The 19,282-nt window shown below is 53.4% G+C and carries 19 protein-coding genes; 2 read left to right on the top strand and 17 right to left on the bottom strand.

The features are described from left to right. Positions 1–28: 28 nt before the first annotated feature. Together AC4OVS_RS10265 and AC4OVS_RS10260 are read right to left on the bottom strand one after the other, a co-directional pair. Positions 29–1,081 carry a YcjF family protein gene (locus tag AC4OVS_RS10265; RefSeq protein WP_023306373.1) on the bottom strand — a complete coding sequence of 351 codons (1,053 nt, stop codon included), beginning with the start codon at positions 1,079–1,081 and terminating at the stop codon, positions 29–31. Then, positions 1,078–2,475, bottom strand: coding sequence for a YcjX family GTP-binding protein (locus AC4OVS_RS10260; protein WP_491922359.1), 1,398 nt, complete (start codon positions 2,473–2,475; stop codon positions 1,078–1,080). The genes AC4OVS_RS10265 and AC4OVS_RS10260 overlap by 4 nt, the downstream gene beginning before the upstream one ends. A 155-nt stretch (positions 2,476–2,630) precedes the next feature. On the opposite strand from AC4OVS_RS10260, the gene AC4OVS_RS10255 reads away from it, so the two are divergent. Beyond that, positions 2,631–3,641, top strand: a complete 1,011-nt coding sequence (locus AC4OVS_RS10255; protein ID WP_022648292.1) for a LacI family DNA-binding transcriptional regulator — start codon at positions 2,631–2,633, stop codon at positions 3,639–3,641. A 33-nt stretch (positions 3,642–3,674) separates the two neighbouring features. Here the strand turns inward: AC4OVS_RS10255 and AC4OVS_RS10250 are convergent, their stop codons facing one another. From AC4OVS_RS10250 to pspA, 15 genes are all read right to left on the bottom strand, one after another. After that, positions 3,675–4,589, bottom strand: a complete 915-nt coding sequence (locus AC4OVS_RS10250; RefSeq protein ID WP_023300241.1) for an OmpG family monomeric porin — start codon at positions 4,587–4,589, stop codon at positions 3,675–3,677. 66 nt (positions 4,590–4,655) lie between these two features. Continuing rightward, positions 4,656–5,738, bottom strand: a complete 1,083-nt coding sequence (locus AC4OVS_RS10245) for an ABC transporter ATP-binding protein (RefSeq protein WP_022648294.1) — start codon at positions 5,736–5,738, stop codon at positions 4,656–4,658. A 13-nt stretch (positions 5,739–5,751) separates the two neighbouring features. After that, positions 5,752–6,417 carry a beta-phosphoglucomutase gene (gene pgmB / locus AC4OVS_RS10240; protein ID WP_154849619.1) on the bottom strand — a complete coding sequence of 222 codons (666 nt, stop codon included), beginning with the start codon at positions 6,415–6,417 and terminating at the stop codon, positions 5,752–5,754. Next, a complete protein-coding gene (locus tag AC4OVS_RS10235; protein WP_491922358.1) occupies positions 6,407–8,686 on the bottom strand; it encodes a glycoside hydrolase family 65 protein in 2,280 nt (759 codons plus the stop codon). The genes pgmB and AC4OVS_RS10235 overlap by 11 nt, the downstream gene beginning before the upstream one ends. Further along, positions 8,680–9,738 carry a D-glucoside 3-dehydrogenase gene (gene ycjS, locus AC4OVS_RS10230; protein ID WP_088581801.1) on the bottom strand — a complete coding sequence of 353 codons (1,059 nt, stop codon included), beginning with the start codon at positions 9,736–9,738 and terminating at the stop codon, positions 8,680–8,682. Before ycjS ends, AC4OVS_RS10235 begins: the two co-directional genes overlap by 7 nt. An 11-nt stretch (positions 9,739–9,749) precedes the next feature. Further along, complete coding sequence (gene ycjR, locus AC4OVS_RS10225; protein ID WP_023300245.1) at positions 9,750–10,538, bottom strand: 3-dehydro-D-guloside 4-epimerase; 789 nt, start codon at positions 10,536–10,538, stop codon at positions 9,750–9,752. Positions 10,539–10,555: 17 nt separating this feature from the next. Then, the gene (gene ycjQ, locus AC4OVS_RS10220; protein ID WP_015570403.1) at positions 10,556–11,608 is read right to left on the bottom strand and encodes a D-guloside 3-dehydrogenase; all 1,053 of its coding nucleotides are present in this window, start codon (positions 11,606–11,608) and stop codon (positions 10,556–10,558) included. A gap of 28 nt (positions 11,609–11,636) precedes the next feature. Further along, complete coding sequence (locus AC4OVS_RS10215) at positions 11,637–12,479, bottom strand: carbohydrate ABC transporter permease (protein WP_015570402.1); 843 nt, start codon at positions 12,477–12,479, stop codon at positions 11,637–11,639. Continuing rightward, entirely contained in the window at positions 12,466–13,347 is an 882-nt protein-coding gene (locus tag AC4OVS_RS10210) for a carbohydrate ABC transporter permease (protein ID WP_154051333.1), read from the bottom strand. Before AC4OVS_RS10210 ends, AC4OVS_RS10215 begins: the two co-directional genes overlap by 14 nt. Before the next feature lie 21 nt (positions 13,348–13,368). After that, positions 13,369–14,661: an ABC transporter substrate-binding protein gene (locus tag AC4OVS_RS10205; RefSeq protein WP_192970019.1), complete on the bottom strand. Its 1,293-nt coding sequence runs from the start codon at positions 14,659–14,661 to the stop codon at positions 13,369–13,371. A 13-nt stretch (positions 14,662–14,674) separates the two neighbouring features. Then, positions 14,675–16,372: a sugar phosphorylase gene (locus tag AC4OVS_RS10200; protein ID WP_192970020.1), complete on the bottom strand. Its 1,698-nt coding sequence runs from the start codon at positions 16,370–16,372 to the stop codon at positions 14,675–14,677. A 184-nt stretch (positions 16,373–16,556) separates the two neighbouring features. After that, a complete protein-coding gene (pspD, locus tag AC4OVS_RS10195; protein ID WP_006810818.1) occupies positions 16,557–16,781 on the bottom strand; it encodes a phage shock protein PspD in 225 nt (74 codons plus the stop codon). Positions 16,782–16,793: 12 nt separating this feature from the next. After that, complete coding sequence (gene pspC, locus AC4OVS_RS10190; RefSeq protein WP_006810819.1) at positions 16,794–17,153, bottom strand: envelope stress response membrane protein PspC; 360 nt, start codon at positions 17,151–17,153, stop codon at positions 16,794–16,796. Then, positions 17,153–17,377, bottom strand: a complete 225-nt coding sequence (gene pspB / locus AC4OVS_RS10185; RefSeq protein WP_022648304.1) for an envelope stress response membrane protein PspB — start codon at positions 17,375–17,377, stop codon at positions 17,153–17,155. Before pspB ends, pspC begins: the two co-directional genes overlap by 1 nt. Before the next feature lie 49 nt (positions 17,378–17,426). Further along, positions 17,427–18,095: a phage shock protein PspA gene (gene pspA, locus AC4OVS_RS10180; protein WP_022651342.1), complete on the bottom strand. Its 669-nt coding sequence runs from the start codon at positions 18,093–18,095 to the stop codon at positions 17,427–17,429. Positions 18,096–18,246: 151 nt separating this feature from the next. Here pspA and pspF point away from each other — a divergent pair, with 151 nt between their 5' ends. After that, positions 18,247–19,239 (top strand): phage shock protein operon transcriptional activator, encoded by a 993-nt coding sequence (gene pspF, locus AC4OVS_RS10175; RefSeq protein WP_162882544.1) that lies wholly within the window; start codon positions 18,247–18,249, stop codon positions 19,237–19,239. Positions 19,240–19,282: the final 43 nt, after the last annotated feature.

Below are 19,282 nucleotides of genomic sequence, written 5' to 3'. Positions count from 1 at the left end.
ACAGCCCGCACGATTAGTAAACGAAACCTCACTGAGCAGGTTTTTTATTGAGCGTCTCTTTAAGCTGACCAATCAATTCGCGACGGAAATCCCCCAGCCGCGGCTTATCGCCATCGATCCAGGGGAGTGGACGACAAACCTCCATCGCTTTGATTCCTAAGCGTGCCGTCAGCAGACCGGCACCAATCCCCTGCGCCGCCCGGGCAGAGAGACGCGCCGCAAGATCCTGCGACATCCAGTCCATCCCGACCTCCCGCACCAGTTCGCTTGCCCCGGCGAAGGCGATATTCAGCAACACCAGTTTGAACAGGCGCAGTCGGCTGTAATAGCCAAGCTCAATGCCATACAGTCTGGCGATGCGGTTGATGAGGCGCAGGTTGCGCCAGGCGATAAAGGCCATGTCCACCATCGCCAGCGGACTGACGGCAATCATCAGGGTGGATTCCGCCGCCGAGCGGCTGATCTCACGACGAGCCTGCGCATCCAGTACCGGCTGAACAATGTGCGCATAGAGCGTGACCACTTCCTGGTCATTCTGGGTTTCGTGGATCGCCGCATACCAGCGCTGAAGCGCCGGGTGAGAGTGATCTATCCCGGCCTGAGCCGCAAGCTTTTCACAAAAAGCACGCCCTTTTCCGGTGCCGTGACTGTGCAGCAGATCCCGCGCTTCATCGCGTTCGTGCGCACGCTGACGCAGACGCCAGAGGCGACGCCACTCGGTCACGACCGAGCCGACGCCCGCACCAACGATCAACGCCCCAGCGGCGCATCCCCCCAGCGCTACCCAGTCCTGGGTTTGCCAGGCATTGACGCCCCACTGCACACCCTGACCAATTACGCTCACACCAAAAAGGGCTAACCCGGCGGTCACCATCTTACGCCACAGGCTGCGTTTCGGGCGCAGTGCCGCATCAACGACCGCTTCCGCCTGCCCCTCTTCAACCAACGGCTCCTCTGCCAGCACGGGAGCAAAGTTGTCGGCCTGCGGACCGCTGAAGGTTTGCGCTGTTTTAAACGCCTCATGCGGGGACTGCTCAAGCTGGCCGGTAAAATCAATGCGGGGTTTTAACGGTTCCGTCATCGCAATTTATCTCCAATTAAAAACTCCAGCGCGGCATCCAGACGGATATGCGGCAATGGCTGGTCAACGTTCATGCTCTGCGGACGGAAGTCTTCGAACTGAAAACCCTGGCTTTGCCAGAAAGCCTGGCCCGGCAAACGCGGGGGAACTTCGCCCGGATAGACCGTGAGCGGCTCACCGTCGCTGAGTCGGTTGCCCCGCAGGGCCGGAATTTTCTCGCCATTCACGTCAATCAACCCACTCTGCGTAGCCTGTACGGACGCCAGACCCAGACAATCCATACTAATCCCTTCGAACGCCGCGTTCTGCCAGGCATCCTGCACCAGCTGTTGCAGCAGGGATACCATGTTGGCGTGCTGATCGACCGTCACATGATCAGCTTTTGTGGCGGCAAACAGCAGCTTGTCGATGACCGGCGAGAATAAACGGCGAAACAGCGTACGCTGGCCATAATGAAAACTTTGCATCAGCTGCGTCAGCGCCAGCCGCATATCATTGAACGCCTGCGGCCCGCTGTTGAGGGGTTGCAGGCAGTCCACCAGCACGATCTGGCGGTCAAAGCGTAAAAAATGATTTTTATAAAAACCCTTAACCACCTTCTCACAGTAATAATTGTATCGCTCGCGGAGCATACCGGCGTTAGTGGTCTTGTCTGCCTGTGCCAGCTTCGATTCGCCGATGCGGTCAACGTCCGGCCACGGGAAAAACTGTAGCGCGGGAGCACCGGCTAGATCTCCCGGCAGAACAAAACGGCCCGGCTGAATAAAATGCAGCCCTTCCTGCTTGCACTGATGCAGGTAATCCGTCCAGGCTTGGGCTATGACGGCCAGACGGTTTTCATCCGCCGGCGCCAGCGGATCCAGCCCTTCGCAAAGCTGGCGCCATTTGGTCGACCACTCTGCCCGCTGCCCCTGCAACAGACCGGTCATCTGTCGGGACCAGCTCAGGTAATCCTGCGCCAGCATCGGTAAATCGAGCAGCCATTCTCCCGGATAATCCACAATTTCGAGATACAGCGTGGACGTTTCTTTGAAGTGACGCATCAGGGATTCATTCGAGCGAAAACGAAGCGCAAGGCGAATTTCGCTCACGCCACGCGTCGGGGTGGGCCAGGCGGGAGGCCCCCCGTATAACTGTGCCAGACCTTCATCATAGGTGAAACGGGGGATGCCAAAATCACGTTGCGGTACGCGTTTTACGCCTAACAATCGCTCCTCGCGCACCGCGCTAAGCAGTGGCAGGCGCGCCCCAGCATGCAGGTTCAACAGCTGATTGACCATCGCCGTAATGAATGCCGTCTTACCGCTGCGGCTCAGCCCGGTAACGGCAAGACGCAGATGGCGATCAACGCCACGGTTCACCAGAGAATTGAATTCGTTTTTAAGTCGCTTCATTGCCGTCCTTCATTGTCTGGAACCCTGAACAAAGTCACTTCAGAATACAGTAAATTGGGGCAGATCGTTGATTATCAATTCTTAATTATTGCTATTGCCGTTTTCTCTCCAGTAAGATGGACGCAATTGCTGTCCGTCTGGAGTGAGTAAGGTGTATGTCACCCACCATCTATGATATTGCCCGCGTTGCTGGCGTTTCGAAATCAACCGTGTCACGCGTTCTGAATAAACAAACGAATATTTCTCCTGAAGCGCGTGAAAAGGTGTTGAAGGCGATAGATGAGTTAAATTACCAACCTAATAAACTTGCCCGCGCACTCACCTCTTCTGGCTTCGACGCCATTATGGTTATTTCGACCCGCTCAACCAAGACCACTGCAGGAAATCCCTTTTTCTCAGATGTACTGCATGCCATAACGGCAAAAGCAGAAGAAGAAGGTTTTGATGTTATTTTACAAACGTCCAAAAGCAGTGAAGATGATCTGCAAAAATGCGTGGGTAAAATAAAGCAGAAGATGATCAAAGGCATCATCATGCTAAGCTCGCCGGCGAACGAGTCGTTTTTCTCGACGCTGGATGAATACGGTGTGCCCGTGGTCGTCATTGGTAAAGTGGAAGGAAATTACCAGAATATCTATTCTGTCGACACGGATAATTTCCGCGACAGCGCCATATTAACAGACTCGTTTATCACGCATGGCCGCACCAAAATTGCCTGTCTACATGCCCCGCTCGATTATCACGTCTCTATCGATCGCCTGGCGGGTTATAAATTCAGCCTTGAGAAACACGGTATCGAAATTAACCCGACCTGGGTTATCGATGGCGGCTATACCCATGAAAGCGCGCTTCAGGCGGCCTGCCAGCTCCTCTCCTCAGACAACCCGCCCGATGCGGTTTTTGCGACTGACAGCATGAAATTGCTGAGTCTTTATCGTGCCGCGGATGCGCTAAATCTGGCGATCCCGGAACAGGTCGCAATGGCAGGATACAGCGACCCGATGCTATCTCTCATTTTAACCCCTGCACCAGGCGGCTTTGATATCCCCACGAAAAAGCTGGGCGAAGAGAGCTGCGATTTGCTGTTCAGGTGCATTGCGGATAAACCTGCGCCGCATAAGGTATTGGTTGAAACACATTTTTCAGATGCAGCTTCGTTACGCTAAAAACCAGGGGCAAACGCCCCTGGTATAACGTCATCAGAACGCGTAATTGACGCCGACACCCGCATAGTGGAAGCGGTCGCTCTCGCCTTCGTCATGATTTTCCCATTCGTAGGCATACTCGAGCGTCATGGAAAGGCCATTCGCAAAGTCATAAGCATAGAGCAGACCCAGTCGGTTGAAGTCATGCCCTTCACGAGTTGGATCGTCCTGCCAGTCCCAGTTTGACCAGCGATCGAGCCCCAGACGGGTGTAAGGTGTAAGCGTTGTCTGGCCTAATGAAACAGGCAGGTAGGCACGAATCTCCTGGGTGGAGAATTCACCGTTATTACGTGAACTGTCCATATTGAAGCCACGCTCTAAATAGTAGTTAACTTTTGCAGAGACGGTTTCGTTTATTGTCCAGGTAAATCCGGTTTCCGTTTCGACGCGGCTGTCAGAATAACCGGTTTTTCCAAGGTCATTCGCAAACTGGTACATGGCAAACCAACCGCCAAAACGCCAGTCATCTGTTAATTTCACATCCCAGTCAGGCTGAATTTTATAGCGCTGCATATTAGCACTACCGTCTTTCGCACCGTGCTCATCTTTAAAATGATATCCATAATTACGGAAACCGCCCGTAAGACCCAGCGTAAAATCCTCTGTGCCAATGAAGCGATACCGTAATTCAAATTCAGGACGATCGAAATAGGTGCCGCGCGTCATGCTGCTGTAATCAACCGGGCCTTCCTGATACATCGCCAGTGAAATTGTCCACGCATCATACGTGGCGTTAAACCACACGGAAGGTTCATATAATCCATCTTTATCGTCGCCCTGACCTTCGACGTTTTCAATTTCATACATGGCACCAATATTAAATTCCCACTGTTTGGTTGACTCTGTTGCTTGCGCGCAGCTTACCCCTGCGCACAGAACGAGCGCAGCACTTCTTAGTAGAGTACTCATTAAAATATTCCTTTATAATTAACATACAAAAAAACCGGAAACTTTCATTTCCGGCGAATACCTTTCTTATCTAATAGCTGCTTCAGTATCAGCATCGAAGAAATGGCACTTACTCATATCGAACTGGATGCCGATATTATCTCCTGCAACGTAATCATCCGCCGCTCCCGCACGGACAACCAGTTCATGCCCGCCCACGTTGGCATAAAGCATAAATTCTGCCCCAGTCAGCTCAGCGACGCTGATCTTCGCCGCGATATTTTCACCGCTGCGCTGTAGCGTGAGAATGTCTTCCGGACGGATCCCAAAGACGACCGCTTTGCGCTGGTAACCTTGCGCATTCAGTACGGCCAGCTTCTCCTCCGGGATCTCCAGACGCAGCGTTTCCGTCACGAAGTATCGGTCATCGATCGCGCCACGAATGAAGTTCATCGCAGGTGAACCAATAAAGCCTGCAACGAACATATTCGCCGGCTCGTTGTAAACCTGCTTCGGCGCGCCCACCTGCTGAATGATGCCGTCTTTTAAAATCACAATACGGGTCGCCATCGTCATGGCTTCCGTCTGATCGTGCGTCACGTAAATCATGGTGGTGTTGAGCTTCTGGTGCAGCTTGCTGATTTCAGCGCGCATCTGTACACGAAGCTTGGCATCGAGGTTTGACAGCGGTTCATCCATCAGGAAGACCCCTGCTTCACGCACTATCGCCCTGCCTAACGCCACGCGCTGACGCTGACCACCTGACAATGCGCCAGGTTTACGCTGGAGATAGTCGCGTAAACCCAGGATCTGGGCCGCCCAGCTAACACGTTCTTCGATGATGGAAGGTGCTATTTTTTGCATCTTCAGGCCAAACGCCATGTTGTCGTAGACCGTCATATGCGGATAGAGCGCATAGTTCTGGAAGACCATTGCGATATCACGGGACTTGGCGGGAACATCATTCATGCAAACCCCGTCAATAATCAGTTCACCTGCGCTGATCTCCTCAAGGCCGGCGATCATTCGCAACGTCGTGGATTTCCCACAGCCCGATGGACCGACGAAGACGATAAATTCTTTATCTTCAATCTCGAGATTGAAATCCTTAACCACGTGGACCTGGTTATCATAGATTTTCTGAATGTGTTTCAGAGACAGTTGAGCCATTATTAATTCCTTATCAATACGCCCGGGATGCCCAGAACGCCGTCAGGCGTTCCCAGGTCAGTTCCTGCGTTGAATGAAGTTGTAATCCCGCATGGTTCAGGCCAGGCCCAATCCCGACCGACAGCATTCCTGCAGCGTTGATCGCATCTACCCCTGCGGCGGCATCTTCGATACCAATGGCCTCTTCAGGACGCACGTTCAGTCCTTTACAGGCTGCAAGGAAGATCTCCGGGTCCGGCTTTGAGCGGCAAATGCGCGAAGCATCGGCGCAAAAATCGAAAGCCTGATAAATACCCAACGCGTGCAAAATCCCAGGGGCATTAAGCGATACGGATGCCAGCCCAATTTTGACCTTCGCGGCGCGAATATCCGCCAGCACGTCGCGAATACCCGGGAGCAGCGAATCCTGCGTCAGTGATGCCAGCGACTGGACGTAAAGCGCGTTTTTTTTCGTTGCCAGCGCCAGGCGCTGCTCGTCACTAAACATCCCCTCTTTCCCGCCATGTTTCAGAATGCGCTGGAGGGAGTCCATACGGCTTATTCCCTTCAGCTGTTCGTTAAATACTTCATCGAAGGTAATACCAATCTCCTCCGCCACGGCGCGCCAGGCCAGAAAGTGAAGATGCGCGGTATCGGTGATCACCCCGTCCAGATCGAATACAACAGCGTTAAGCGTCATGGCGCCCCTCCGTGGTAGCGGTCCCATTAACAGGTGCAAGAAAGTCCTTATGCGCGCAGACTTTTCGCCCTGATACGTGCAGCGTTTTACCCCACAGCGTCAACGTGACAGGTGTGGTAGTCTCAATGGTTAACTGGTCATTTTCACAGGTAATGTGCATTGTTGCGTCCCGCCACCGCAGCGGGAAGGCGAGTTTCTGCCAGTGAACAGGCAGTTTCGGTGCAAGATGCAGCTCCCCTTCGCTAATGTGCAGGCCAGCAAACCCCTGAATAGCGCCCAACCAGATCGCACCGGTGGCGGCGGCATGAATACCCTCATCACTGCTGTGTGGGTCGTCCCCCAGATCGATGGCGATACCGTCACGCCAGAAGGCATACGCCCCCTCGGTGTCACCGCAGCGTGCGAGCACAATGCCGTGAATGGCTTTACTCAGGGATGAATCATGAATCGTGCGTGGCTCGTAGAACGCCAGATTGGCGGCACATTGCTGCGGCGTAAACCGTTCCGGCAGCAGGTAGTTAAGCATCACCACATCGGCCTGCTTCAGGATCTGCATCTCGTTCACTTCCGCGCGAGAGTAATCAAGCAGAATGGTTTGCTTACCCGCTTTGGCTTTATAGCGGCTCAGATCGATGGCAGGTTTTGCCATGAAGGTATCATCCTGCGGGATTACACCGTCTGCGTCGGCCTCTGGCAGCCACAGGCGCGCCAGGAACTTCCCGGCATTCTCCGTAAAACGCGCATCTTCACGGCCAAACATCGCCATAAACTGACGCGCGCAGGCAACGTTGTGCCAGGCCAGATAGTTGGTGTAGGCGTTGTTGTTGACATGCTCGGTGTATTCATCCGGTCCGATCACGTCATGGATCTCAAGACGACCATTGATTTCCGTCGCGCGTCCCATCCAGAACGAAGCGGTTTCCATCAGTAGCGTCAGCCCCTCATTCCGCATAAAGGCATCGTCGTGTGTTGCCTGCCAGTAAGCGACCACGGCCCAGGCGATATCAGCCACGATGTGATGTTCAGCGAGTGCGGAAGCCACCTTCTGGCGAACCCCGGTGCGGATGTTGATTGCCGCGAATTCTGGCGTCTCTTCCTGTCCGCTGGCCGCACTTTCCCACGGGAACAATGCACCCGGCCAACCGTTACGGCGCGCTTTTTCCCGTGCGCCTGCCAGATTAAGCCAACGATAGCGTAGCAGGCTGCGGGCAATCTGCGGGCGGGTAAACAGATGGAACGGCAGCAGGAAAATTTCGGTATCCCAGAAGACGTGCCCCTTGTACCCCTCACCCGTCAGCCCTTTCGCCGCAATACTGCTTCGCTCATCATGAGCAGGCGTCATTGTCGTCAGATGCCAGACGGCGTAATCCAGCGCCAGCTGATCCTGTTGCTCTGTGGAAGTCACTTCCACACGTGCGTCGCGCCAGACATCTTTCCAGGCATACGCTGAGCTTTCAACCAACGCCTCATAACCTCTTGCCGCACAGACTTTAAGATCGGCCAGCGCGTTGCGCGCGAATGACTCCTGCGACAGCGCTTTCTCGCTACGATGAGCCACCCAGACGATCTTCTCAAGCGTGACAGTGTCACCTCGAGCAATCGTCAGCGAATGATGCACGCTGAGACGGCGGTTTTTGGCGGTGAAACAGCTGTCGCTTTTCGTCGAGAGCTGGCAATACGCCGAAACCACAACCTCAGATGCACGGTCCTGCGTTTCATACACGCCCTGCATGTAGTGCTGGTCAAAGATCCTGACCGAGATTTCATCCAGATGCTGTCTGCCGCTGTTCGTTTGTGTCGCATCTATGCCGGTTTTCAGCACGGCCTGAGCGTCGCCATCAAGCGGTGTGATCGAGAACTGCATTGCCACTAAGGGCAACTGGTCCAGCGAAACAAAACGACGGCTCTCCAGCCGATAACGTTTCCCGTCGGGTGCACGCCAGACAACGTTGCGATGCAGTTCGCCGTTAGCAAAGGCCAGCTCGCGCTGCCATTCAAGAATTTCGCCTGACAGGAGCGTGAAATTGACGCCATCAAGCTCAACATCAATACCGGTGATATCCGGCAGATTGACCAGCTCAGTAGTCTCGTTGCGACCCGCGCAATGATAAAGCCCCGCGAGATACATGCCTCTGGTCTGCTGGGTGTAATCTTCTTCATGCGTAGCGCGAATGCCCATGTAGCCATTCCCGCATGTCATGACAGAGGCATATTTGTTCAGGCTGTGAGGACAAAAGCCCGGATCGTTTAATACAGACACGTTCAGCATAATGTCACGCTTTCCCCTGTTTCTGCTGATTCATAAAGCGCGGCAACAAGCTGTTGTATAACCAGACCCTGTTCTGCGTCAGCGATCATAACGTGCTCTCCCAGCACATGACGCACGAAGGCATCCATACTGCGCAGATGGCGCTGATCGTCCGCCTCTTCACGATGGATAAGGGTTTCTAAAACACCGGCTTCGTCGTTATAGATATGCGCCGGGAACAGCGTTGCGCCTGCCTTATCACCGCAGAAAGAGACGTTCATGATGGACTGCTCGCGGATGTTAAGCGCAAAGGAGGTGTCCAGACGCAGAACGCCGCCGTTGCAGAATTCAATCGTGCCAAACAGGGCATCTTCCACGGTAAACTGCGTAGGATCCCATTCGCCAAACTGACCGGTGTGTTTCCGGTTCCCCAGTCTCTGGAAGCTGTGTGCGGTTACCCGCTTCACAGCCGGGAAGCCCAACACGTACATCGCAGCATCCAGCATATGAATGCCGATATCGATAAGCGGCCCGCCACCCTGGAGCGATTTATTGGTGAAAACGCCCCACCCCGGCACACCGCAGCGACGCAGCGCCTGCGCGGAAGTGAAGTAAATTTCACCGAGTGTGCCGTTCATTACCGCATCGCGCAGGAGCTGGGTGTCCAGGGCAAAGCGATGATGAAAATCATACGCAAGGACTTTTCCTGCCTTGCGCGCCGCGATGCGCATCTGGTCGGCCTGTTCCGGCGTCATTGCCGGCGGCTTTTCACACATCACATGGCAACCCGCTTCGAGAGCCGCCATCACATGTTCAAAATGGAACCGGTTAGGCGAACAGACGCTCACCACATCCGGTTTTACTTTCTGCAACATCTCGTGAGCGTCCTGCCATGCCGATGGAATGGCATAACGTTCCGCGAACGCCTGTGCCTGCTCAAGGCGGCTGTCCATGACAGCCACCATTTGAACATCACTGCGCGTGGCGTAATACGAGGCATGCACTTTGTCTGCAACCTGCCCGGCGCCAATGATGGCGACGCGCAGAGGCAAAGGTGTAGAAGCACTCATCACGCTCGTCATCCTTAGCATTCACGCAGGTAATTGAGTGAGTCCTGATAGGCTTGAGCCGGATCGTCGGCACGAACCCGGCACTCGTACACCACATAACCCTGATAGTTATCAGCACGCAGCTGACCGAACAGGCTGGCGAAATCGAGGCTGCCGCTGCCCGGCTGATAGCGGTGGTTATCAGCAATGTGCACATGACCCAGCAGGTCGCGGTTGTGATGCAGCGCTTCCGTCAGTGAGTCTTCTTCAATGTTCATGTGGTAGAAATCACCGATGATCTGCACGTGCTTCAGGCCGTTCTCTTCGATATAACGACGCGCGTCGGCCAGGGTGTTGATCATATGATCCTGATAGCGGTTCAGCGGCTCCAGGTAGACGGTAGTACCGGTGCGCGCTGCTACCTCATCCAGCCAGCGCAGGGAAGCGCTGACCGCTTTGCGATCGCCATCCAGGCTACGTGGCGAAGTCATTGGCGGCAGACGGAAGGTAAACATCCCCCAGGCAGCCGGGACGATAATCCCTTTGCCGCCCACTTCTGCCAGCGCTTCCAGAATGCGTTCAATCTGCTGGAGACCGTTCAGGCGGCGTTCTTCGATGAAATCCCCGATCCAGCCATCGTATCCGCCACACGCCGTCGTAACCGGCAGACCGGTGGCTTTGATAGCGGCTTTCACTTCGTCGAGATGTTCAACCAGCAGCCGGCCATCTATTTCGTAGCCATCAAATCCCATCGCTTTGATGTATTTGAATTTTTCCATGATAGTGGTCGGGAAAAAGGCCTGGTTTTGTGTTGCGATTTTCATGATTTGCTGTCCTTAGCTTAAAAAGTAACGCCCATTTTGATACTGAGTTCCGGGTGCTGATCGACATACTTCATGTAGCTTTCCGGGCTGGTGGTGAAGGTGACGACCGGGTCGATCAGATCTTCACAATTGAGATAACCGTTCATCAGCAATTCCCAGCAGGTCTCTTCAATACGCTTGCGACTCCAGCGTGGATAATCCGGGTTGGGTTCACTGCATGCGCGGGAGAAGACAATCTTCGCGTTGTTGAAGTGTGCTTCGCGGCCCAGGTTGAAGCCTGCCGCAAAAGGTTTGGCGAAAGCCACGTAAGAGATCGTGCCGCCGTAGGCGAGTCCGCGCAGCGCAGATTGCAGCGCATCTGCAAAGCCGCTGGTTTCGATGATCACATCCGCGCCCTGCTTGCCGGTCAGTTTCTTAATTTCAAGACCGACATCGGTACCGATTGGGTTCAGGCAGTGGTCTGCACCGTGACGGCGGGCGATCTCACAGCGATGTTCAATAGGATCGACACCAATAACCACTGACGCGCCAGCTTTTTTCGCCAGCTGAATCGCAATCTGGCCAATAGCGCCCAGCCCGACAACTACAACGAAATCCCCTACGCGGACGTTAGCATCACGCACGCCGCTCATGGCGAACTGAGCCGGATCGTAACAAACGGCGTTTTTCCAGGATGCGCCCTGCGGCATTTTGCGCAGCTTATAGTTGTTCACCGCGTTGACGATGACCGTTTCCTGCAATGGACCGTAGCAGCAAACGCTGTCGCCGATCTGGTATTCCGTTACGTCCGCACCACATTCGATGATGTCGCCGACGATCATGTTTCCCAGCTGGAATTTACCAAATTCGATGCCGCGTGCTGCCCCCTCTTCACGTGGGGTAAACATCTGCCACTCGGCGTTAAACTCTTCATCAATGAACGGGCTTGCCGCGCGGAAATCCACAACTTCGGTGCCGTGTTTCGGGGCGCCATAACGGGCACGAATCTTCACTTCATGTGCTGCAACAGGACGATCTTCGTATTCCACCAGCGCCGCTACACGAGGCGCTGTCGCAACTAATTTTTTCATGACTCACTCCTTGTTAAAATCGGCCGCCTCAGCCCTTTACGCCGCCGGCGGTCAAACCACTTTTAATAAAACGTTCAGACAGGGCATACATAATGACAACGGGCAGTGCGGTCACCAGCGATGCCGCCATCATGCGACCCCAGATGTAATCTGGCGTACTGAAGAGCGTGTTCAGCCCCACCGGCAACGTGAAGTTGCTGGCGCTGGACAGGAAAATGGAGGCGAACAGGTAGTCATTCCACGCCACCATGAAGCAGTAAACGAAGACTGACACCAGACCCGAGATCGCCAGCGGCACGGTGATGCGGAAGATGATTTGCAGGCGGTTCAGGCCGTCCATCATCGCGGCTTCTTCGATTTCGTCCGGGATGGTGTCGAAATAGCTGCGCAGCATAAAGACCGCGGTAGGCAACGTCTGCGTTACCATGGTGATGATCAGCGCCAGTTCGGTGTCATAAATGCCGAGCGCGGTGATGATTTTGAACAGCGGCACCACCAGCAGGATCCCGGAGAACATATAGACGGTGTAGAAGCTCGCATTGATCGTCGTGCGCCCTTTAAAGCGCAGTTTGGATAACGCATACGCGCCCAGCGTGCCGAGAAACACCGCAATGACCGAGGAGGTCAGCGACACCACCATGCTGTTACGGAAGTAATCCACAAACGGGAAAATCAGCGGGTTAAAGATGTCGATGTAGTGCTGTAGCGTCCACTCCTGCGGCAGAATGGTCGGGTGCAGCGAGATCGCCTCTTTCGCGCTTTTGAACGACGTCATCAACATCACAAAAAACGGAAACAGCGTGATAATCAGAAATAGCGCCAGTCCCAGATAAAAACCGATACGGCCCAGAACGCGTTTATTTGTTGCCATTGAGGTTTACCCTTTTTCTGGTCAGCAGAATGACCGCGAAGATGATCACAAACAGCACAACGGAAATGGCGGCTGCTTTACCCAGGTCATTGAACGCAAAGGCGGTTTTGTAGAGATATACGCCCAGAATGTCGACCTTGGTGGTGAGCAGATAAACATCCGCAAACATGTAGAACATCCAGATGGTGCGCAGCGTGACCACCGTGGCCAGCACCGGCATGATGGCGGGCAACGTCACGATACGAAAACGCTGCCAGGCATTCGCCCCGTCCATCTCTGCCGCTTCGTACAAGGATTTATCAATGGTCTGTAGAATCGCGAGGAACGAGATAAAGGCATACGGGAAGTAACGCCAGATGGCGAACAGCACGACCAGGACAAAACTGCTGCCAGGGTTATCGAACCACAGCGGCGCCTGATCGTAGAGATGCAGCAGATCAACGCCAAGATAGTTCACAATTCCGTAGCCGTTGTTGAACATGTATTTCCAGGCAAATACCAGTGAAATAGACGGCGTCACATAGGACAGTATCACCAGTGAACGTGCCGTTTTCCGCATGCGGAATTCACGGTTAAAGAAGAGCGCTACGGCCAGCCCCAGTCCGGTGCTGCCGATCACCACCAGCGCCGTATACCAGAACGTCATCCACAGGGAGTGCCAGAACGCAGCATCGCCCAGGATGCGAATGTAGTTATCCAGACCGACGAACACCGCATCAATACGCGGATTCAGCGGTAAACGTAAAAAACTGATTTCAATGTTAGAAATCATTGGCCAGGCCACCAGGCCCCCCAGCAAAATCAGGCTGGGGGCCAACAGCAGCATGGCGAAAGGCATATCTGAACGACCAGAAAACAACGTCTTCATAATTCCCTTCGCAAAGCGCTCCTATCGTTGTGATATCAGGTCAGTCAGTTTCTTCTGGCTGTTGCTTAACGTCGCACTGAGATCTTTTTGTCCCACCGTCACGTTATGCACCATGGAACTGATAATGCCGGACCCGGTAACATCTCCCATGCGGGTAAAGTTCTTGTCGCCCACGGCACCAAACACCTGGACGTTCGGGAACTGCGCAATCAGCTCGTAAGGCAGTTGACCAAAGGCCTTGATAACGTCGTTGTTTTTCCAGGAATCTGTGCCCACCACGAGTTTATTGACCGGTAGCGCGGCGCCCGGAGACATCATGACCCAATCAGAGGCGTTCTGAGCCTGCTCCATCCAGGTGACAAATTTCTCGGCGGCCTGCGTTTCCTCTTCGGTCTGGCCGGTAGTGATCGTCAACGAAGTGATCATGCCGTACACGGCTGATGATTTTTCCGTCGGGACAACGAACCCCAGGTTGGCCGGATTGCCATCTTTGAAGACCGCGGGCAGGATATAGGTAGAGTAAACGGCCATAGGCGCAGAACCGTTCATGAAGGCGTCTTTGATCTCCATGACATCATTCGAGCCCGGCATGGTGTTCGCGGCCAGTGCCCTATAAAACTCCAGCGCTTTCGACATCTCAGGGGTATCGATTTTCACGCTGCCGTTTGCATCAAAGACGTTGGCCCCTCCTGACAAAGCAAACTGCGAGAAAGCCTGCTCCGTCATGACGCTTTCTGCGGTTGGAAGCGCGATACCGTAATGTTTTTTAGCCGGATCGTTGAGCGCCTGACTGGCTTTCAGCAGTTGTTCCCAGTTGTGCGGTTCCTCGATCCCCGCTGCCGCGAGCGCATCTTTGTGATACCAGACGCCGGACAGCCAGGCGCTAACCGGCACCCCCGTCCATGCCCTGCTATCTTCCGTGCGAACAACGCGTAAAATACCGTCGTAAAATGTCTCCTCGCCCACCGCCTTGATGGCGCGGCCGATGGCGTCACGATCCAGTAGCTGCTCTTTATCCATGACTTTGGCGTAGTCATGGCTGATCTCAATCACCTCCGGCAGCGCACCGGTACGAGCCAGGGTAATTACCTTGGTGTTGTAGGCATCTTCTTCAACGGGTACCTGCTTCACCGTAATCGACGGGTTCTCTTTCTCGAATTTTTCAATCAATTTCGTGATAACGGCCTGACGCTCCTGTTCTACCGACGAGTGCATAAACTCAATGGTGACCTGAGATGCTTTATCGTCCTTACAGCCTGATAACAGGGCGCACGAAACCAGTGCTGATAACAGCACAATTTTTGGCATTTTCATTTTAGGGTCCTTTTTAGTTTTCTTTAATCCACATTACCTGCCATGGATTGAGGATCAGCTCCGTACCGCTAATATCCTGTCCTGATAATAATTCCTTACCAGAAAGCGTTTGTTCATAAACGATCTGCATTTTATTGCTAAAATTAAATAATGCTGTAATTCGCTCGCCATTTTCAGCAACACGAATAATTTTAAGAATTTGTTTACCCACTGCGTCGAAAACAGCCTGACTATCCGGATGGAACGCCCTCTCGCCGCGACGAATAGCGATAAACTTACTCAAACGAGAATAAATTTGATAACGAATACTCTTCTTATTATTCAGTTCGCTATCAAGCTGCCCCGCCGTATATTTTTTCCGGTTAATCGCGCGGTTATATCCGAGGCGTTCGACGCCTTCATAATCGTTCCGCGAACCAAGAATGCTCTGAATATAAACAGCCGGGACGCCTGGGAAACTTAACAACACAGCATGCGCGAGGAGGAACCGTGCAATACGTTCCTCATCTGAACTGTCTTGTAAACTTAACGCATCAAGATAGGTGACATTAATTTCATAAGGGCTTCGCGTTCCGTCAGGATTATTTTTCCAGTTGACCAGCGCGCCTTCCTGCTGAAGATTTTCGACCAACGAGAGGATCTCTGATTCCGGAAGAATGCCGCGCAGCGGATTCAAACCGATACCATCATGCGAGGCCAGGAAATTAAACCATGTAGTGTGTGAAGAAGGCAGTGCCAGCGACCCCGCCCATTGGCAAAGTGCTTTCACATCCTGACGATGAACGGCATGCAGCACCAGCGGAGGTAAGGAAAACTGATAGACCATCTGGGCTTCGTTTTCACCATCACCGAAGTAAGAGATGTTGTCTTTGTGCGGAACATTTGTCTCAGTAATGATCACCGTTCCAGGTGCCACGGCGTCCGTAATGGCGCGGAACAGCTGAATAAGGCAATGGGTTTGTTCCAGATGGATGCAGGTTGTTCCCGGGATTTTCCACATAAACCCGACCGCATCCAGACGGATATAACGCGCCCCTTCCATGAGGTAATGGAGCAGAACGTCAACCATTGCAATCAGCACCTGCGGCGAGGCGAAATTGAGATCGATCTGGTCATCGCTGAATGTAGTCCATAAATGACGAACGCTGCCATCATTAAGCGTAAACGGCGTCAACAGCGGTAGAGCGCGTGGGCGCGTCACCGCGGATAAATCGGTTTCCGGGTCGACAGAAATAAAGAAATCTTCATAACCAGGCTTCTGCGCCAGATAATTAGCAAACCATTCGCTTTTCGCTGACATATGATTGCAAACGAAATCAAACATTAAGCTGGCTGACTGTTTTAATTCCGCGACATCGCGCCAGTTTCCCGTTTCAGGTGCAACGGTATGATAATCAATAACGGAAAAACCATCATCTGATGACCAAGGATAGAAAGGTAAAAGATGGACATGAGAAAAAGTACGAGAAAGCCACTCATTATAGAACCGGGTAAATACCGGCAATGCTTTCTCCCCTTTCGCGGAGATCTGATCGGCATAGGTAATCAGAACAACATCTTTTTCATCCCAGCCTGACTTACGCTTCTCCGTAATATTAACCGCCGCCTGTTGAAGCTTAGTTAATAACACGTCAAGGTGTGCATCTGAAAATGATTCACCGTAAATATGATTGATAAGGTATTTAATTTTTGCGTTCACATTATTTTCCATGGTAGCGGTCCCACGGAGTGGCAATCTACTCCCATGAAAAATATCTGTCAACGGACCTGGGGGCTGAAAAAGGCATTCTCAAAGCAGCGCAACGCAGTAATGTGAGCTGCCGCAAAGAAAGAGAAAAAGCAGAGGGGGAATTCATGCCCTCTCTCAGCGCGAGAAAGGGCTTATATGAGCGGGATTAGCGTGAAAAGTAGCGACGTGAAACGCGTTTTGCCAGTTTTTGTAACAACGGCTCCAGGGCGACCGCCAGCAACATTCTGACCGGCTTACGGGCAACAGACTTGATCGCCCAGCCCGCCACACCAGCCGGACCATAACGTAACGCCGTCATCAGAACCAGTTTACCTGCGATTTTCAGGCCGGGTTTTACCTTCTGACCGGCCTGTTGCCAGTTTTGTTTCATGTAAGTTCTCTCTTAAAGCTGACGGAAACGACTTCTCAGCGTAAAGGTATCGGAGGTGACATAACGTTCCATCTCGCGCAATCGCTTCTCCCCTGCGCTCAGCTGTTCATCCACCGCGTTAAGAAGATCGCTGCTGGTTGGCGTGTTTTCCGCATCCAGCTCACCCTCCGGCATCGGATCAAGTACAAACGACAGAATGATGTAAGCCACCAGTGTAATAAAGGCCAGGCCAAAGAAAATCGACAATACAGTGACCACACGTACCAGTTTTACCGGGACATCCAGATAGTGTGCCAGCCCGGCGCAAACGCCCCGAACCATGCCCTGCTGCGGGATGCGCCACAGTTTTTTATTCAGATTTAGTCCAGCCATTAACGCTCCCTCCAGTTCGGGTGTTCCGCATCCAGGATGGCTTCCAGCGCCTGAATACGTTCGCGCATTTTGTTTGCCTCAGAAGAGAGCTGCGCCAGCCGCTGTTGCTCGCTTTGCGACAGCTCCCCGCGAGAAGAGCGGTTGCTGTAGTGCAGCCATAACCAGATGGGCAGAACAAACAGCACGAAAATTGTCAGGGGTATTGCCAGAAAAAGCGCGCTCATGTGTACTCCTTGTCTTGCGATGCGGCACGCTCAGGTGCCGCAGGATTTATTATTGGTTGTCTTGCTTCATTTTGGCTTTCAGCGCCGCCAGCTGCTCGCTAATTTCATCATCGGCTTTCAGGTCAGCAAACTGCTGATCCAGGGTTTTCTGCTTACCGATGCTGTGGCTTTCGGCTTCCGCTTCCATGTGGTCGATACGACGTTCGAACGATTCGAAACGCGCCATCGCTTCATCCAGTTTGCCGCTGTCCAGCTGGCGACGCACGTCGCGGGACGAACTTGCAGCCTGGTGGCGCAGCGCCAGCGCCTGTTGACGTGCACGGGTTTCGCTGAGTTTGTTTTCAAGCTCACCAATCTCTTTCTTCATACGCGTCAGAGTATCATCCACCAGCGTCACTTCATGTTCCAGCGTGGCCACCATGTCGGTCAGCTTCTGCTTCTCAATCAGCGCAGCGCGGGCCAGATCTTCTTTATCTTTGCGCAGCGCCAGTTCAGCTTTTTCCTGCCACTCGTTAAGCTGGGCAGTCGCCTGCTCAATACGACGCGTTAACTGCTTCTTCTCTGCCAGCGCGCGGGCGGAGGTGGAGCGTACTTCAACCAGCGTGTCTTCCATCTCCTGAATCATCAGGCGCACCAGCTTCTGCGGATCTTCTGCTTTCTCCAGCAGCGAGTTGATGTTGGCGTTCACGATGTCGGCAAAACGAGAAAAAATACCCATAATTCAATCCTCATAGTTCTGTTATCGGGCGATGCCCTGCTGAGTAGTTAATACAAATCCCATGCCAACTTTTTATCTTATTGATTTTACTGGGTGTGATTGATATTTATCCATCCAGCGGCTATTATCACCTGGTGAATATCACTAAGGAGTGGTTAATTTCATCATGGCTGAATATAAAGACAATTTGCTTGGCGAGGCAAACAGCTTCCTGGAAGTGCTTGAGCAGGTATCGCGCCTGGCGCCGCTGAATAAACCGGTGCTCATTATCGGTGAGCGCGGTACGGGTAAAGAACTTATCGCTAACCGTCTGCACTTTCTGTCTGGCCGCTGGGACGGGCCTTTTATTTCGCTCAACTGCGCGGCGCTGAATGAAAATCTGCTCGACACGGAGCTTTTCGGTCATGAAGCCGGCGCGTTTACTGGCGCACAAAAACGGCACCCCGGTCGTTTTGAACGTGCCGACGGCGGAACGCTCTTTCTCGACGAGCTGGCGACCGCGCCAATGCTGGTGCAGGAAAAGCTGCTGCGCGTCATTGAGTATGGCGAACTGGAACGCGTTGGCGGAAGTCAGCCGCTTCAGGTTAACGTTCGCCTGGTGTGCGCCACTAACGCCGATCTGCCCGCGATGGTGGCAGAAGATAAATTCCGCGCCGACCTGCTGGACCGGCTGGCTTTCGATGTCGTCCAGTTGCCGCCGCTGCGTGAGCGGCGCAGCGATATCATGCTGCTGGCCGATCAATTTGCCATTCAGATGTGCCGGGAACTGGGCCTGCCGCTCTTTCCGGGCTTCAGCGAACAGGCCACCGAGACCCTGCTCGGTTACCACTGGCCGGGGAATATCCGTGAACTGAAAAACGTGGTGGAACGGTCTGTTTACCGTCATGGCAGCAGCGAGACCGAACTGGACAACATTATTCTCGATCCGTTTCGGCGCGAGGTTAAACAGCCCCTTGCTCCGGCGGCGCGCCAGCATGATCCGGCGTTGCCGCTCGATTTACGCCAGTTCCAGCATCAGCAGGAGCAGCAACTGCTGGAACGGAGCCTGAAAGAGGCGAAATATAACCAGAAACGGGCAGCTGAACTGCTGGGTCTGACCTACCATCAGTTAAGGGCATTGCTCAAAAAACATCAAATGCGCTGACATTATCAGCACTTACCCCCAGACATTTTTACGAAGCAGGCGT

The sequence above is a fragment of the Enterobacter sp. 4974935 genome (assembly GCF_058661735.1).
The sequence above is the reverse complement of the archived record's forward strand: the minus strand, read 5'-3'. Positions and strand labels throughout refer to the sequence as shown.